The sequence below is a fragment of the Paenibacillus sp. Y930 genome, from assembly GCF_056786375.1.
This window is the reverse complement of the sequence record NZ_JBXCIX010000004.1, coordinates 490,801-506,599: the sequence shown is the minus strand read 5'-3', so window position 1 is coordinate 506,599 and position 15,799 is coordinate 490,801. Positions and strand designations below refer to the sequence as shown.

General features: G+C 39.5%; 15 protein-coding genes. All 15 read right to left on the bottom strand.

The features are described from left to right. The 15 genes from AC1TO5_RS14740 to AC1TO5_RS14670 all read right to left on the bottom strand — a co-directional run bounded on the left by AC1TO5_RS14740 (window position 1) and on the right by AC1TO5_RS14670 (window position 15,782). Complete coding sequence (locus AC1TO5_RS14740) at window positions 1-1,494, bottom strand: AAA family ATPase (protein WP_482063580.1); 1,494 nt, start codon at window positions 1,492-1,494, stop codon at window positions 1-3. Next, window positions 1,487-2,029 carry a hypothetical protein gene (locus AC1TO5_RS14735; RefSeq protein ID WP_482063579.1) on the bottom strand — a complete coding sequence of 181 codons (543 nt, stop codon included), beginning with the start codon at window positions 2,027-2,029 and terminating at the stop codon, window positions 1,487-1,489. Before AC1TO5_RS14735 ends, AC1TO5_RS14740 begins: the two co-directional genes overlap by 8 nt. A 279-nt stretch (window positions 2,030-2,308) precedes the next feature. After that, entirely contained in the window at window positions 2,309-2,836 is a 528-nt protein-coding gene (locus AC1TO5_RS14730) for a hypothetical protein (RefSeq protein ID WP_482063578.1), read from the bottom strand. A 1-nt stretch (window position 2,837) separates the two neighbouring features. Continuing rightward, window positions 2,838-4,133: an amidohydrolase gene (locus AC1TO5_RS14725; RefSeq protein WP_482063577.1), complete on the bottom strand. Its 1,296-nt coding sequence runs from the start codon at window positions 4,131-4,133 to the stop codon at window positions 2,838-2,840. Continuing rightward, window positions 4,126-4,770, bottom strand: a complete 645-nt coding sequence (locus tag AC1TO5_RS14720) for a redox-sensing transcriptional repressor Rex (protein WP_482063576.1) — start codon at window positions 4,768-4,770, stop codon at window positions 4,126-4,128. Before AC1TO5_RS14720 ends, AC1TO5_RS14725 begins: the two co-directional genes overlap by 8 nt. A 4-nt stretch (window positions 4,771-4,774) precedes the next feature. Further along, window positions 4,775-7,645: an ATP-dependent DNA helicase DinG gene (gene dinG, locus AC1TO5_RS14715; protein ID WP_482063575.1), complete on the bottom strand. Its 2,871-nt coding sequence runs from the start codon at window positions 7,643-7,645 to the stop codon at window positions 4,775-4,777. A 16-nt stretch (window positions 7,646-7,661) separates the two neighbouring features. After that, window positions 7,662-8,411, bottom strand: coding sequence for a hypothetical protein (locus tag AC1TO5_RS14710; RefSeq protein ID WP_482063574.1), 750 nt, complete (start codon window positions 8,409-8,411; stop codon window positions 7,662-7,664). A 107-nt stretch (window positions 8,412-8,518) separates the two neighbouring features. Continuing rightward, entirely contained in the window at window positions 8,519-8,902 is a 384-nt protein-coding gene (gene panD, locus AC1TO5_RS14705) for an aspartate 1-decarboxylase (protein WP_482063573.1), read from the bottom strand. Then, complete coding sequence (gene panC / locus AC1TO5_RS14700) at window positions 8,895-9,788, bottom strand: pantoate--beta-alanine ligase (protein ID WP_482063572.1); 894 nt, start codon at window positions 9,786-9,788, stop codon at window positions 8,895-8,897. The genes panD and panC overlap by 8 nt, the downstream gene beginning before the upstream one ends. A gap of 5 nt (window positions 9,789-9,793) precedes the next feature. Next, entirely contained in the window at window positions 9,794-10,645 is an 852-nt protein-coding gene (panB, locus tag AC1TO5_RS14695; RefSeq protein ID WP_482063571.1) for a 3-methyl-2-oxobutanoate hydroxymethyltransferase, read from the bottom strand. 510 nt (window positions 10,646-11,155) lie between these two features. Beyond that, window positions 11,156-12,160 (bottom strand): biotin--[acetyl-CoA-carboxylase] ligase, encoded by a 1,005-nt coding sequence (locus AC1TO5_RS14690; RefSeq protein ID WP_482063570.1) that lies wholly within the window; start codon window positions 12,158-12,160, stop codon window positions 11,156-11,158. Between the two features lie 3 nt (window positions 12,161-12,163). Continuing rightward, a complete protein-coding gene (locus AC1TO5_RS14685; protein WP_482063569.1) occupies window positions 12,164-13,423 on the bottom strand; it encodes a CCA tRNA nucleotidyltransferase in 1,260 nt (419 codons plus the stop codon). 14 nt (window positions 13,424-13,437) lie between these two features. Further along, window positions 13,438-14,610, bottom strand: coding sequence for an N-acetyl-alpha-D-glucosaminyl L-malate synthase BshA (gene bshA, locus AC1TO5_RS14680; RefSeq protein WP_482063568.1), 1,173 nt, complete (start codon window positions 14,608-14,610; stop codon window positions 13,438-13,440). Between the two features lie 57 nt (window positions 14,611-14,667). Beyond that, complete coding sequence (bshB1, locus tag AC1TO5_RS14675) at window positions 14,668-15,360, bottom strand: bacillithiol biosynthesis deacetylase BshB1 (RefSeq protein WP_482063567.1); 693 nt, start codon at window positions 15,358-15,360, stop codon at window positions 14,668-14,670. Continuing rightward, window positions 15,360-15,782, bottom strand: a complete 423-nt coding sequence (locus AC1TO5_RS14670) for a methylglyoxal synthase (RefSeq protein ID WP_482063566.1) — start codon at window positions 15,780-15,782, stop codon at window positions 15,360-15,362. The genes bshB1 and AC1TO5_RS14670 overlap by 1 nt, the downstream gene beginning before the upstream one ends. Window positions 15,783-15,799 lie beyond the last annotated feature (17 nt).

The window sequence follows — 15,799 nt, the reverse complement described above, 5'->3', positions numbered from 1 at the left end:
CTAATTTAAGTCGTTATTCCACAATAATTTTCTAAAGTTGTCACCACTTACAAACTCCTCTTCCATTAATTGTGGCAAGGATTGATCGAAAATCACATATTGCTCTTCTAATTTTTGCTTCGTCTTCAATAATAATTCATCTAAAACTTGATTTGTGATCTCATTCCAGCGATCGGCTGTCATCATGCTACTATCTATAATTCCAATAGATGTTAATCCTGACTCTACCATCGTTTTTACGAGCTGTAATGCTTGATCAAAATCCCCTTTAGAACCTGTACTCCGTTCTCCATAAAATAACTCTTCGGCCACTGAGCCACCCAATGTCACCATAATTTTTCCTTCTAAATCAGTTTTCGTATATAAAAATTTTTCTGTTGTTGGTGTATGACGCACAAAGCCTAGCGCACCACCACGGGGCGTTAGAACAATCTGTGCGACGGACCCAGGTGCCGTTATTTCTGCCATAATAGCATGACCTATTTCATGTCGTGCTACTCTTAATTTGTCTTCGACAGTAGCTTCTCGATTGTTTCTTTCGCCTAATAAAACTTTATCAATAGCCGCTTGAATATGATCTCTTGTAATTTCTGCTTGCCCTTCACGCATCGTATAAATTGCTGCTTCATTCATCACAGCTTCAAGCTGCGCACCTGAAAATTGATACGTGTCTTTGGCGATCTGATCAAAATCTACCTCTTCATGAATTGTTTTATTCGCTGCATGCAATTCTATAATATGACGACGGCCTTTTTTATCGGGAAGAGATACTTCGATATGTCGATCAAATCGACCAGGTCTTAATAGCGCTTCATCTAGTATATCTTTCCGATTCGTAGCAGCAATTAACAAAACATTTACTTCAGTATTATGATAAATACCATCTAGTTCCGTTAGCAATTGATTCAATGTTTGATCATACTCGCGATGCTGGCCGCCATCACGTTTACCACCGATAACATCTATTTCATCAATAAATATAATCGCATTTTTCTTATTATGCTCTTTCGCTTGTTTTCTCGCTTTATTGAATAATTCACGAACACGGTTAGCCCCTGTACCGACATACATTTCCACAAATTCACTACCGGATGCGGCGATAAAGACGCTATCTGTATAATTGGCTGCTGCTTTTGCTAACATCGTTTTCCCCGTACCAGGAGGACCTGTAAGTAAAATACCTTTCATCATCCGAATGCCACGCTCGGCAATTTGATCCCGTTGAACGAGAAAATCTAATGCTTCTCTTAATTCTTGTTTGACATGTAATTGCCCACCGACCTGTTCAAAAGTAATCGCATCAATGACTGATTCCTTTTGATTTTTCAGACTAGCTAATCCTACCTGTTTATTAGACTGTGTGGCCATCATATAGACGACAACAAATAAAGCTACTGTAAATATGCCCGCTCCTATATTTATGAAATAACCAAATGTGACACTTAATAAGGCGGCAAGTATACCAATCGCACTTTCCTTTGCATAGTTACGCATTGCGCCATACCTCCATCTCCTGATTATGAATCGGAAGTAATATATGTTTCACTTGCAGATCTTTTCTAATCGTTATATACACATAGTTGTCATCAATCGTGGCATTGGCTTCTAAGCCTGTATTCTGCTGCTCTAATGAGTCCATTAAGCTCGGTAGCTTACTGTATTGCTGTAAGGACATTACTTCAGCAACATTGAACAGCTGAGTATCCCAAAGTGAATCTAACTCTCGTTGCTCTTGCTTAGTAAGAGAAATCGTAACAAGATTAGACTTATAAGAATGTTGGGTCATAATTAGTTCTATTTCATGAACGGCTTCTTCCAAAGTAACATTAGGAAGCGGCGCAATCTCAATAAAGACACGATCTCCGTCTTCTACAATTGGTAACGTCACTTCTGAAAATTGAGCCTGCTTAAGTTGATTTTCTAATGGTTTTTGCTGAGCTACATACTGATAAGTAAATCCACCAGTAACTACAACTATAATCGTAACTATAAATGCGATAATCATTGGCTTTAGCTTAAAATTTTGCAATTAGTCCACCTCAATTATCAATTTTTAACTACAATGAAAGTTCAAAATATGGGCTTTCAGAACCGAGAAGATGGAGCGCTACTTGAGAAAGGCGGAAGCGCAAGTGTACATTAGTAAGTACACGCGAACCGTACTTTCCAAGTTCGCTTCATATTCGACGCGAATACGCTACAACGCACTACTTCGTTATCAAAGTCCATTTTTTGAACTACCTTTATAGCAATTAGTATATCATCTTTGCTATACGAATTAATTGCATAAATAAAGGAAACGAGATCGTTATGATCTCGTTTCCTTAGGAATTGTATATTCATCTATTAAAGTTCCATCGCTCATTGCATAGAAGGCATAGATAATATAATTGCTATCATCCTCGCCATAATGAACTTCCCACGCTAGCTGATTTGCCAAATATGCTTCCTTTATCGTAACGTTTTTTGCAGTTGGCTTAGATGATTGTAGCTTTTGTAAGACAACTTCAGATGAAACAATAGCGTTCGTATTCGCTGAGGCTAATATGTTATTATCTTGCCATACCGCATACTGCTCTTGTCCATCCAATGTTTCCGCCAGCACTATCCAATACTGCTCTTCCCATATATATTTTTCAAGATAATTTTCAGTGGAAAGATCATATTGCTGAGCAAGACTTGCACGGACTTCATCTTTTTCATTCCAACGATCCATCTGGATATTACGATAAAACATAACGAGTAACACAATAATAACAATGAAAAGCAATATACTGAAAGCTATCCATTTGCGTGGCGTCATCCAAGGGGATCGTTTCTTTTCAATGGCTCTCATCTTATTTCAACAGACGCTCAAAGCTAGCTTGCGCCTCGTAGCGAACTTTCTCCTCATCCATTGTAAGTAGCTTTCTATTACTAACAACTTGCTTACCATCAATCCATACATGAGCTACATCACGACCATTAGCTGCATAGACAAGATGAGAAATAAGATCAGTACGTGGGAAGAAATGTGGTTGATCGATATTAATTGCAATAAAGTCAGCTTTTTTTCCAACTTCAAGCGTACCGATTTGCGAGTTCCAGATGGCTTCGGCACCCATTGACGTTCCAAGCTGCAGAGCTGTATAAGCAGGAACTACAGTCGGATCACCTGACACTCCTTTATGAAGCAATGCAGCAGCTCTTATTTCTTGGAATAGATCTAAGTTATTATTACTTGCAACACCATCAGTACCAAGCGAAAGCTTCACACCAGCTTTCAATAGTTCCGGTACTCTTGCTACACCACTTGCTAGCTTTAAGTTACTAATCGGATTATGAGAAATTGATGCACCTCTTGCTGCTAACAGTTCAATTTCTTCATCCGTTAGATGAACAGCATGCGCTAATAATGCTGGACGTGAGAAGAAGCCTAGCTCATCCAGATGCGCAACTGGACGTTTTCCGTACTCATCTACATTCTGCTGCACTTCAGCTTTCGTCTCTGACATATGAGTATGTAACGGCAAATTCAGATCATGTGCAGCTTGTACAATACGAGCGATATAATCTGGAGGGCAAGTATAAGGTGAATGCGGCGAAAGCATTGTAGATATTCTTCCATTACCTTGACCATTCCATTGTTTTGCAAATGAAATTGCATCTTCTAATTTGGCTGTTTGTACTTCAGGTGGACAAAGTCCGATGACTCCTCTAGTAAGAAAAGCACGAATACCTGCTTGCACCGAAGCTTCAGCGACTTGATCCATGCGATCATACATATCTACAAATGTTGTTGTACCACTTAGCAGCATTTCAGCAATCGCAAGATTACTTCCTGCCCGTGTATCTTGATCAACATATTTTTCTTCCATCGGCCACATTTTTTCTTGTAGCCACACTTGTAAGTTCAAATCATCTGAGAAACCGCGAAGTAATGTCATCGCTGCATGACCATGTGTATTCACTAAACCAGGCATGAACACTAATCCTTTACCATCTACACGCTCGGCATCTGCTATATCTACTGGTCGATCTGCACCAATATATGTGATGACATCATCTGTTACGATCATATGCCCACTTAACACTTCAGGTATTGCACCTGCCATCGTAACGAACAAACCGTTTTCAACCCATATCTTACTCATCGTCGGCCACCTCTTTATTATTCAAATAGTAAGCTAAGCTCAATAATTCCTTCGTAAAATCAGCATATTGGATCCGAACATGATCTGGCACACGTAATATTGTTGGAGCAAAATTAAGAATACCTTCGATTCTTGTTTCAGTTAATTGATTAGCAACATTTTGTGCTTCAGAAGCAGGTACAGTAATAATACCAATACGAATATTAAGTTCATCGATCGTTTTCGCTAATTCAGACATCGGCTGAACGGTTAAGTTATTAATTTTTGAACCCTCTTTATTTTCAACATTATCAAATACAGCAACAATTTGCATGTTATCATTACTGTACTTGTTATAATTACATAATGCATGCCCTAGGTTACCAGCACCGATCAAAGCTACATTAATAGTCTGATTAATTTTAAGTATATGACGTATTTTATCAATCAAGTAATCTACTTCATATCCTATTCCTTTACGTCCGAAATCACCGAAGTAAGCAAGGTCTTTTCGAATTTGTGCTGGATTGAGGTCTAATCGATTACCGAGATCTTGTGAGGAAACCGTCCCAATTTCACGACTTTTCAATTCATGAAGTACTTGCAAATAGATAGGTAATCTTCTAACAACAGCTTCAGAAATTTTTGTTTGCTTCATCCGTTCAATCCTCCTTTAACCACTCTTCCATCCGCTTGGCCATCTGACTTGTATGCATCGTCTCGATTTTCGGAGCAGGTAATGAATATAAAAAATGTTTACCATAATAAGCTTCAATTACTCTAGTATCATATATGATTACAATCCCTTTGTCAGTAGCTGTACGAACTAACCTACCAAAGCCTTGCTTAAAGCGAATGACTGCTTGCGGGATCGATAATTTCATAAATGGATTTTTCTTCTGCTTCACTAGCAATTCCGACTTCGCCTCAACAAGTGGATGATTAGGTGGTTGGAATGGCAGTCGCACAATCGCAAGACATTGCAACGCTTCTCCAGGAATATCTACGCCTTCCCAAAAGCTGCTTGTACCGAGCAACACCGATGCTTGATTTTGCAAAAATCTACGCGTTAATTTCGTGCGATTATTACTATCAACACCTTGTCCAAGCACTTGAATATTGCTACCTTGCAGCGTTGCTTTCAGCGGATCATATACTTGCTTTAACAATCGATATGAAGTGAATAAGATCAGCATTTTCCCACCGAGTGTCTGTGCACTTTCCGCTAATGAGCCTACTAATTTATCCAAATATGCCGCGTCAACATGAGCACCCTTCAAGACAGGGAAATCACGCGGGATAATAACTAAAGCCTGCTCACGATAATTAAAAGGTGAATCAAGCATGACTGCTTTTAACCGATTGGTGTTTTCATATGACGATAATCCAAGCTGCTCGGCAATATATTCAAAATTTTTCTGAATAGATAATGTAGCAGATGTCATAACGACAGTATCCTTCACTTCAAATAAATATTTTTTCAACAATCCGCTTACATCGACTGGGGCAGAATAAAGCTGTAATGATCTGAACTTATACGCTTGCGTTCCTTCCATCCAGTACACATAATCTTCCTGTTCAAGCTTCATAAACATCCGCAATTCGTCTTTGATTCTATTCAAATCACGTAATATACCATTCAAATCAATGAGAATGCTTTGCAAGCCTGTATCCTCATCAAGTCTTTCCTTCACTTCATTCGAAAGCTTTTCAATTGATTTAATAAATCGCGACAGTAATACATGGAAATTGTTTTCCACTTCCATCGCTTCGTTCCATTCATGCGGCAGCTTATGTCGATCTAATCGCAGCACCATACTTGCTGTACCAACAGATTCTACCTCATTACTTTGCATCGCATCGGAACTAACAATACTATAGAGCCATTCGAACAACTTATCCCAATGCTCTTTCATATCTTGAAGCTGTGGATAGGCACTATCGATCACTTCATTCCACGCAGCAGTATGATCGTCCCCATCCTCTTGAATACGAATACGAAGCGATGGAAGCACTCCTGTTCGCATGTCTTTATACAGCATGTTCATTGCATATATATACGAAGTATAGGTCATTTGGTTACCAAGATGTTTACCAGCAACTTCCTCAAGATGATGTGCTTCATCTAATATGAGATTGGTGTAACCAGGTAAAAGTCGATGATCGGCTTGAATATCTGTAAAAATCATCGAATGATTCGTAATACAAACATCAGATATCGTCGATTCATGCTTTGCACGATGATAATAACAACGTTTGAACCAAGGACAAGCGCGATTCAAGCATGAATCAGCGTCACTTGAAACCGTCCCCCAAAAGTCTGCACCACGCAATCCAAGATTAAGCTCCTCTTGATCGCCCGTTTCCGTTTCTGATAACCAGACAACCATCTGTGCTGCTGTCACAGGATCATCAACTGGTGCAACGAAGTCCTTCATATTCAATTTATGTTCAAATTTCCGCATACAAAGATAGTTGCCTCTTCCCTTTAATAACGATGCTCGGAAAGGGAATGGTAATATTTCATTAAGTAAAGGAATATCTCGATTGCGAAGCTGTTCTTGTAAATTAATTGTATGAGTGCTTACGACGACTTTCTCTTCCGCTTTTATGCCGTAATATAGCGCTGGAATTAAGTAACCTAATGATTTACCAGTACCCGTTCCTGCTTCAATAAGCAAATGCTTTTTATCAGTAAGTGCCTCAAATACTTCATCATACATTTGAATTTGCGGTTTACGCTCTTCATAGTTCTCAAACATTTCCTTAAAGCGATTTTGGACATCTTCAATATATTGCTCGAAGCTTGTTACGCGTTCAAAATATTCGTTGGCATTTTCTTTTTCTCTAGCGGACGTTTCATCTGACCAAGGCGTTGCCTTTAAGGCGAACTGACGGTAATAATCGTATTCAGCTGAATCAAATACCGCTTGCTGCTCCATTAATTTTTCCGTATAGTTCATATACCAGCCGATGTCTCGTGACTCATCAAAAAATGAAGATAGCCGCTGCAATGTGAGCAGCGGCAAAGAACGAAGCTTTGATACACAATCAATGAAAATATGAGCTGTAGCAAGTGCATCACTATCGGCACGATGCTGCATTTCATGTTCTACGCCTAATTGCTCAGCTACCGTCCCTAATTGATACGAAGTGATCGATGGGTATAAAATACGCAAAAAATCCATTGTATCTAATCTTCTCCCATTGAAAGGGAGATATCCACATTGATCAAGGGCATGATTCAAAAAATTCGCATCAAAGCCCACGTTATGAGCAACGAGAACAGCATCATCAAGATGTGGTATTAGTCCAACTAAAGCATCATTCAAATCAGGAGCATCTTGAACATCACTGTATTGAATCCCTGTAAGACCTGAAATAAACGCAGGAATCTCAACAGTTGGCTTAACAAATGTACTATACGTATCGATAATCTCTAATTCATCAGATACGACAACTAGTCCGATTTGTATAATTTCATCCAAGGCACTATGTCCAGTTGTCTCCAAATCAAAAATGGCATACTTCATTCAGTGACCGTTCCTCTCACGTACAGATCAACTCTGTGCTTCCAAAATATAATGATAGCTGCTCTGGAGTTTCCATACAGCATTGTAAATTTTTAAGTGAATCTTCAAACTGTGGATAGATGGAATAAGCTTTACGGAATAATTGCTCAGCTTGGTTCATATTCAGCTTGATCGCATGAATACAACCGAGCGCATTGAAACTTAATGCTAACCATTTGGGAAAATCGCTCAATACCGTTAACAATTGAAATTGTCTTTGCGCTTCGTTCCAGTTGCGCATATGCATTAATGTCATACCATAATATAATCTTGCCATATTGCATTCTGGAGTAGTCGTAATAATTTGATTAAATAAACCTGCAGCTTCCGTAAACATAAAAAGTTTATAATAACCTTGTGCCCGATCAAGAATTAGCTCATCTTCAAGTGGTGTATAAAGATCACATTCATTGCATGCTTGTTCTTGACTGTACGTGTCGATTACTTCCTTAGCATGTATCACTTGAGTAAACGTGGATTCATCTAATGCCGCCTGATGCTCCGACTTTGCACTGATTGCTTCATGCTCTCGCTCACGATAAGATTCAAAAAATATAGCAAGCTTTTCTTCGAATGACACCCAATGATCCATAAATAAATCATTTGTTTCCTTCAATTCTTGAATACGAGAGCAGTATTCTTCTCTTTCCTCAGCGTCAGCTTCTTCATAATGCTGAATAATGTAATCAAGCAGCTCATGCATTGACGAAAACATATCACTTATCATACCGTATCCCGCCTTCTTTTGAATGTAGGAGTCTACGGTCATTTTCTGTTGAAAGTGATCTTTTCATTCAGCATGGCAGTCGTTACATAAAGAAGGGATTAACTTGATTATAGTATGGTCGAGTGAATTTCACCATTCATAAATTGTGTTGGCTTGTTATTCTCGTCAAGCACAACAATAGTTGGACTGTAAGAATGTGCTTGCTCTTCCGTCATTAAGCTGTACGATATAATAATAACATTATCACCTGGTTGTACAAGTCTTGCCGCAGCGCCATTAAGACAAATGACGCCTGTGCCTCGTCCACCTTTAATAACATAAGTTTCTAGACGAGCACCATTATTATTGTTAACAATTTGCACTTTTTCATTTTCTAATAGGTCCGCAGCGTCCATAAGATCTTCATCAATCGTAATACTACCAACATAATTAAGATTTGCTTCTGTTACTGTAGCACGATGCAGCTTAGATTTCATCATTGTTCTATACACGCTCGATCACCTCACTAACTTGGAATAACGCGTTATCAATTAAGCGAGTAGTACCAAACTTTACGGCAACCGCTACAATAAACCTTTGATTTTCAACACTTGTTGCAATGGCAGCTTGTCCATTGATCACTGTCAATGACGGATAATGTAATAATTCTACATAATCAATTTCACCAGTAGTATTTGTTAATATCTCATCTTTAATAAATGTAATACATTCATCTGCTGACATATTACCGTCTACACTCAGCTTATGATGGAGCTTGTTAAGTGACTGGCTTAACGTCGCAGCCTCTGCACGATGTTTTGCAGATAAATACACATTGCGAGAGCTCAGCGCAAGACCATCTGGCTCTCTAATAATCGGACAAGGTACAATATCTACGTTCATATCAAGATCTTGAACCATTTGCTCAATTACTGCTACTTGTTGAGCATCTTTCATCCCAAAGTAAGCTCTATCAGGCTGAACGATATTGAATAGCTTACTAACGACTAATCCAACACCATCAAAATGTCCTGGTCTGGATGCCCCGCATAAGCGATTCGTTACTTCCTCAACTTTAATTGTCGTTAATGGTTTTGCCTTGTACATTTCTTCCGTAGTTGGCAAAAATACAATATCAACGCCACATGATGCCGCAAGTGCTATATCTCTTTCCTCATCGCGAGGATAACGATCCAAATCCTCATTTGGACCAAATTGCATCGGATTAACGAATATACTAAGTACGACAACATCATTATCGACTTTCGCTTCACGTAGCAGGCTCGCATGACCTTCATGTAAAAATCCCATCGTTGGTACAAAACCAATCGATTGTTGCTGCTTTCTCGCCTCTCTAACCGCTAATTTCAGCTGTTGCTTCGTGCGACAAATATTCATCCTTTTTATTCCTCTCTGTTACCATATAAATTGTCTATATCTTGCTGTGGCGATTGAAAAGAATGCTCTTCCTCTGGAAATTGGCGAGATTTCACATCTGCCACATACTCTCCAATAGCATTACGAATCGTTTCCCCGAGATTAGCATAAGTTTTCACGAATTTCTTCGGATAATTAGGTGAAGAGTATTGTAAAATATCATGATACACAAGAACTTGACCATCACAGCCTCTACCCGCGCCGATACCAATGATCGGGATGTGGAGGGTCTGAGCAATAATTGTAGCAATTTGCTCTGTAACTAGCTCCACCACAATAGCAAAAGCACCTGCTTCTTGTAACCCAATGGCATCGTCAAGCAGCTTCTTCGCTTCGCCTTCAAGCTTACCTTGTACTTTATAGCCACTTAACTGGTGAACAGCCTGCGGCGTTAATCCGATATGTCCCATTACAGGAATACCTGCACCAACTAATGCCTTGACATGCTCCATAATTTCGATGCCGCCTTCAAGCTTAACAGCCTGTACATGACCTTCTTGCATAATTTTGGCAGCGTTTATTAATGTATGCTCTTTACTTATTCCATAAGTCATGAACGGCATATCCGCTACAATAAATGTACTTGTAGCCGCTCTCGCAACAGCTCTGGAATGATATACAATATCATCTATTGTTACGGGAATCGTTGTATCATATCCGAGCACAACATTTCCCAAAGAATCCCCTACTAAAATAACATCTATTGCCGCTTCCTCTGCAAGCTTAGCTGAAGGATAATCATAGGCTGTTAGTACAGAGATAGCATTTCCCTCCTGCTTCATCTTAGCCATAGCAGAAATCGTTAATCTTTTTTTCATGAAGTTCAACTCCTTTAATTGTTGGTTAACACAAAAAAACCTTTTAGCCATGCTAAAAAGGTCCCCAAACATAAAAAGGAAATCATCAATAGTAATGCTTCCTTCTGTCTCGGTCCTTTAGGCTCTGAGCAGAGTGTGCATTCTAAAATCTATATTAGAATTTAACACAATTTCTAGTGCAGCTTCCAAGAATACCGCCTAGTACGATTAGTGTATCAGAAAATTGTTTTGCCGTAAATATACGTTGGCTATTGAGCGGGTTTTCATATTCGATGTCGAATAGGCACGAAGCAAACCCCAGCAACGTGTACGGTACGAGTACACAAGCGGTCAATGTTCAGCACGAGGCTTAAAATGAAGGTTCAAAAAGCGGGCTTTCAGAACCAAGAAGATGGAGTTAATTTTTGAAAGGCGGAAGCGCAAGTGTACGTTATTGGTACACGCGAACCGTACTTTCCAAAATTCCCTTCATATTCGATGCGACTAAGCTACGTTAGCCTAGTATCGTTATCAAAGTCCGCTTTTTGAACTTCCTCTAACCTCTCCCATTTCTGCTGAGTATATTTCTTTTTCAGATCCATCCTCAAGTCGTACAATGATAGAACCTGCATCAGTTAGTCGCAATGGAGTCCCCATAAACGTTTCCGTCGGCGTCGTAAGACTTAATTTTTGACCTAACGAAATAGCATCTGCTTCCCATAGCTCTGCAATAGGACGGAAACCGCTGCGTTCGTGTATTTCCATTAACAATTCCCACTCTGTCAAAAACAGTTGAATCAATTCTGTACGATCAATTTCTTTTCCCATCAATAATCGCAAAGAGGTCGCCTTAAGCTGTAATTGTTCATCATAGTCATGTGCTGATAAATTAGCATCTATACCGATTCCGGCAATGACATATTTCAACATTTGATCTTCGCTACTTGACTCCAATAATATTCCACTTATTTTTTTTCCTTGATATAACAAATCATTAGGCCATTTGATGCCTATTGCTAATCCGGAATAGGTACGAATTGCACGACAAAGTGCAACCGCCGTTAGCAGCGTCAATTGCGGCGCTAATTGAATCGGTATTTGCGGACGCAAGATGACACTCATCCATATCCCTTTGCCGTAAGGAGAATGCCAATGACGGCCTAGTCTACCTTTACCTTTAACCTGCTGCTCAGCGAGTACAACAGCTCCTTCAGCTGCACCTTCTTCAGCTAATTGCTTCGCAATCACTTGGGTAGAGTCAACAACATCATAATGATGAATGACATTTCCTAGACGACGCCCTTGCAGCTGCTGCTCAATTTGAAGATGATCAATTGCTATTGGATAATATAGTAACCGATAACCAAGCTTCGTCACAGCTTCAATCTCATAGCCTATTGCTTCTAATTTCTTAATCTGCTTCCATACTGCAGTTCGACTAATCCCTAGCTGTTGACTAATCATTTCGCCTGAAACATACTGCTTTGGATTTTCTAGTAGCATTCGTATTAATGGTGACTGTGTCGTCTTATGCAATAACTATTCACCCTCTACTCTATCATTGACATAACTTTGAATTTTTTCACGTTCATTATCTAGTTGACCAATGGCAACCTGCTTCATAATATGTGCAAGTTGTTCCTTTACCCATGGACCCGCTGGTTGCCCACTCCATTTCATTAGATCATTGCCTCTAATGCAAAGCTCCTTTACGGAATGGATACGCAGTGAATGATGGATTGTGACTAACTTTTCATGTAATGTTGGCGCAAAGATTGGCGCAAGCTGGTACAGCCATAGCTCAAGCTGATCTAAGCGATTAATTAATAAGAGTTCCACCCAATTACGTTGCAGTATATCTAAGCGCATTTGCCTAACTGCTTCATCTATAGATACACAGCCAACAATCGTTGCTCGCTGATCATTCGAGAATTTAAGCGCTCGAAGATCACTAGCAGTATGTTCACTTGACAGATTAGAGGCGATAAATATCGCTGCCCATCTTGCGTCAATATGAGTAAGTACATTAGTATCTATTTTAGCAAAATGTTTAAAACTTAAAACCTTCCAACTGCTGGCAAGCAGTAACTGTTCTTTCGTATGTAGCAGCAATGAATTCCGTTGCAGTAATTGTATCCCATTAACAAATGAGCGATGCAAAAGCATGCGTGTCAATTCATAATTGACTCTTTCCATCGCAATATAAGCTAGTAACGGGCGATGCTTCGTTATAGCTCTCCATAATGAAAGCAGCGGTGTTAATTCATATGTAGTGCAAAAGCGTACCGCTCGCAACATACGTAATGCATCCTCTTGAAACCGCTCATCACTTTTGCCAACACAGCGCAATTGTCCATTAATAAGGTCGGAATAGCCTTGAAACGGATCATGCAGTACAAAATTACGATCTAAGGCCATTGCATTCATCGTAAAGTCACGACGCTCTAAATCTGCATAGATATCTTCTACAAAGCTTACCGTCTCTGGTCTGCGATGATCCTTGTAATGGTCCTCTGCACGATAAGTCGTCACTTCATAACTATGACCATATTGTAATACAGTAACCGTTCCATGTTGCAACCCCGTAGGGATACACCGCGGAAAAATAGCCATCACTTGTTCTGGAGTCGCGCTTGTAGCGATATCAACGTCTGATATATTACGATTTACAAGTGTATCTCGAACGGCACCGCCAACGATATAGGCAGTAAAACCTGCATGTTGAAGCTGATCTAATATAAGACAAGCTTCAACTAGTGCAGGCTGAATGTTACTTTTCTGTAATTGATTGTTCATCATTACCACCTAATTTGTTAGGAGAGACATATATCAGCTGGAAGAGGCTCAATTTCCGATTCCAAACCTAACACTTTATAATAAATACTTTCATATTCATACGTAATACGGTCATTACAGAACTCTTCATGCGCACGCTTAATACAAGCAGCTTTGAATTGTGCATGTAAATTCTCATCACGCAATAATTGCAATGCATCGGCAGCCATCGAATCTACATCGCCAATTGAAGAAAGAAAACCAGTTTCACCATGTGTAACAAGTTCTGGAATACCACCAGCATTCGAACCAATCGTCGGAACACCACAAGCCATTGCTTCAAGCGCAACCAGTCCAAAGCTTTCCTTCTCAGATGGTAATAGTAAAATATCAGCTAACGAAATAATTTGCGCTACATCCTCTTGTTTTCCAAGGAATAACACTTTATCTTCAAGCCCAAGGCTATTTATTTTACATTGAATTTTCGTTAATTCAGGACCTTCTCCTACTAATAGTAGTTTGGAAGGTATTTGTTGCTGAACTTTTTCGAATATATCAACAACATCAGACACTCGTTTTACAGGACGGAAATTTGAAATATGCATCAATATTTTCTCGTTTGGAGCTGCATAATCATTGCGTAATGAAGATACATCTCGCGGATAATAAATACGTTTATCTACAAAATTATATGTAAGCTCGATCGGTGTTGTAATGTCTAATAATTGTCGAGTCTCTTGAATAAGATCCTGTGAAACAGCTGTAACCGCATCACTTTGATGAATCGCCAAACGAATTAAATCTTTAAGAGATTCGTCTTGAGCTAGCACCGTAATGTCAGTTCCATGCAGTGTTGTTACAGTTTTCATGCCATTATTAAGCATTTGCTTGGCAATAAAGGCACATACCGCATGCGGAACAGCGTAATGAACATGCAATATATCAAGATTTTGCATCTTAGCTACTTGAGCCATCTTACTTGCTAAGCTTAGATCGTACGGTGGATAGCGGAATACATAATAATCATTGACTTCAACTTCATGAAAAAATATATTTTTATGAAACTTGCCTAAGCGAAAAGGTATACTATGCGTTATAAAATGAATTTCATGTCCCTTTTCAGCAAGTAATTTTCCAAGTTCAGTTGCAACTACGCCTGAACCGCCAAGTGATGGATAACAAGTAATCCCTATTTTTAGTTTACGCGTCAACTACGACGCACCCCCCTGTACTTATAACTGTAATACTTAAATTGGTTGCATTTCATCTTAAAGTAAATTCACTGGGTACGGATTCTTCGTCGCAAACCCTTCCGCATACCCCCAACTTTGTGGTTGCGCTAACAACGCATCGCGATATTGTACTGATTCTATATAGCGATTCGTCAATGGCGTACTTACACCATTCTCAGTTGCCGATGTATCAAATTGCGAAGCATAGCAGCGTAATGCTTCTTCCTTTGCCGCTTGTTGTTCACTAATATCAATTGCAATAGATACATTGCGCACATCATTAATATAATAGAACAAGACTTGATCAACTTTCCAGGCAGGCTGCTCGGGCATATAATTGCGAAGCTTCGCATTGAATACCGCTTCCTCAACCATCCTACTACATATAACATGATCAGGATGTCGATCTTCCCAATATGGTGCAAACACAATTCGTGGACGATGCTCGCGAATCTGAGACACCACCTGATCAATTTGCTCCTTAACTAGCTGTAGCCCTCGATCCGGTAAGCCTATACAGGATCGTGCAGAAAGACCAAGCACCGCAGAGGCCATAGCAGCTTCATGCTGCCTTAGCTCCACGGTGCCATTAGATGACATTTCTGCTTTCGTCAAATCACATATACCTACCTTGAAACCGGCTTGAACATGTTTTATGATTGTGCCACCCATACCGATTTCTGCATCATCAGGATGAGCACCGAAAACTAATATGTCTAGTTGTTGCATTATTCTTCCACTCCTGGCTTGTATTTATGTACAAGTTCTCTCCAAGAGAAATCTCCACGTTCAACAGCTTTAACTAGTAATTCCGCAGTCGCGATATTTGTCGCAACCGGAATACCCTGTACATCACAAAGACGAAGTAAAGCAGTAATATCTGGCTCATGCGGCTGTGCCATTAATGGATCACGCATAAATATAATAAGATCCATTTCATTTTGAGCGACTAATGCACCTATTTGTTGGTCGCCACCAAGTGGACCTGAACAGAATCGAGTAATTTTCAAATCAGTTTGCTCCATAATTCGCAGACCCGTCGTACCCGTTGAATATAATTTATGTGGTATAAATACATGTTCATAAGCAATAACAAAATTGACCATTTCATCTTTTTTTCTATCATGCGCGATAAATGCAACATTCAACATTATAATTCTCCTCTTTT

Bases quoted from the DNA above. Each gene is read 5' to 3' on its own strand.
- AC1TO5_RS14740 (WP_482063580.1), bottom strand. From the start codon at position 1,494: ATGCGTAACTATGCAAAGGAAAGTGCGATTGGTATACTTGCCGCCTTA.
- AC1TO5_RS14730 (WP_482063578.1), bottom strand. From the start codon at position 2,836: ATGAGAGCCATTGAAAAGAAACGATCCCCTTGGATGACGCCACGCAAA.
- AC1TO5_RS14725 (WP_482063577.1), bottom strand. From the start codon at position 4,133: ATGAGTAAGATATGGGTTGAAAACGGTTTGTTCGTTACGATGGCAGGT.
- AC1TO5_RS14720 (WP_482063576.1), bottom strand. From the start codon at position 4,770: ATGAAGCAAACAAAAATTTCTGAAGCTGTTGTTAGAAGATTACCTATC.
- dinG (WP_482063575.1), bottom strand. From the start codon at position 7,645: ATGAAGTATGCCATTTTTGATTTGGAGACAACTGGACATAGTGCCTTG.
- AC1TO5_RS14710 (WP_482063574.1), bottom strand. From the start codon at position 8,411: ATGATAAGTGATATGTTTTCGTCAATGCATGAGCTGCTTGATTACATT.
- panC (WP_482063572.1), bottom strand. From the start codon at position 9,788: ATGAATATTTGTCGCACGAAGCAACAGCTGAAATTAGCGGTTAGAGAG.
- panB (WP_482063571.1), bottom strand. From the start codon at position 10,645: ATGAAAAAAAGATTAACGATTTCTGCTATGGCTAAGATGAAGCAGGAG.
- AC1TO5_RS14685 (WP_482063569.1), bottom strand. From the start codon at position 13,423: ATGATGAACAATCAATTACAGAAAAGTAACATTCAGCCTGCACTAGTT.
- bshB1 (WP_482063567.1), bottom strand. From the start codon at position 15,360: ATGCAACAACTAGACATATTAGTTTTCGGTGCTCATCCTGATGATGCA.
- AC1TO5_RS14670 (WP_482063566.1), bottom strand. From the start codon at position 15,782: ATGTTGAATGTTGCATTTATCGCGCATGATAGAAAAAAAGATGAAATG.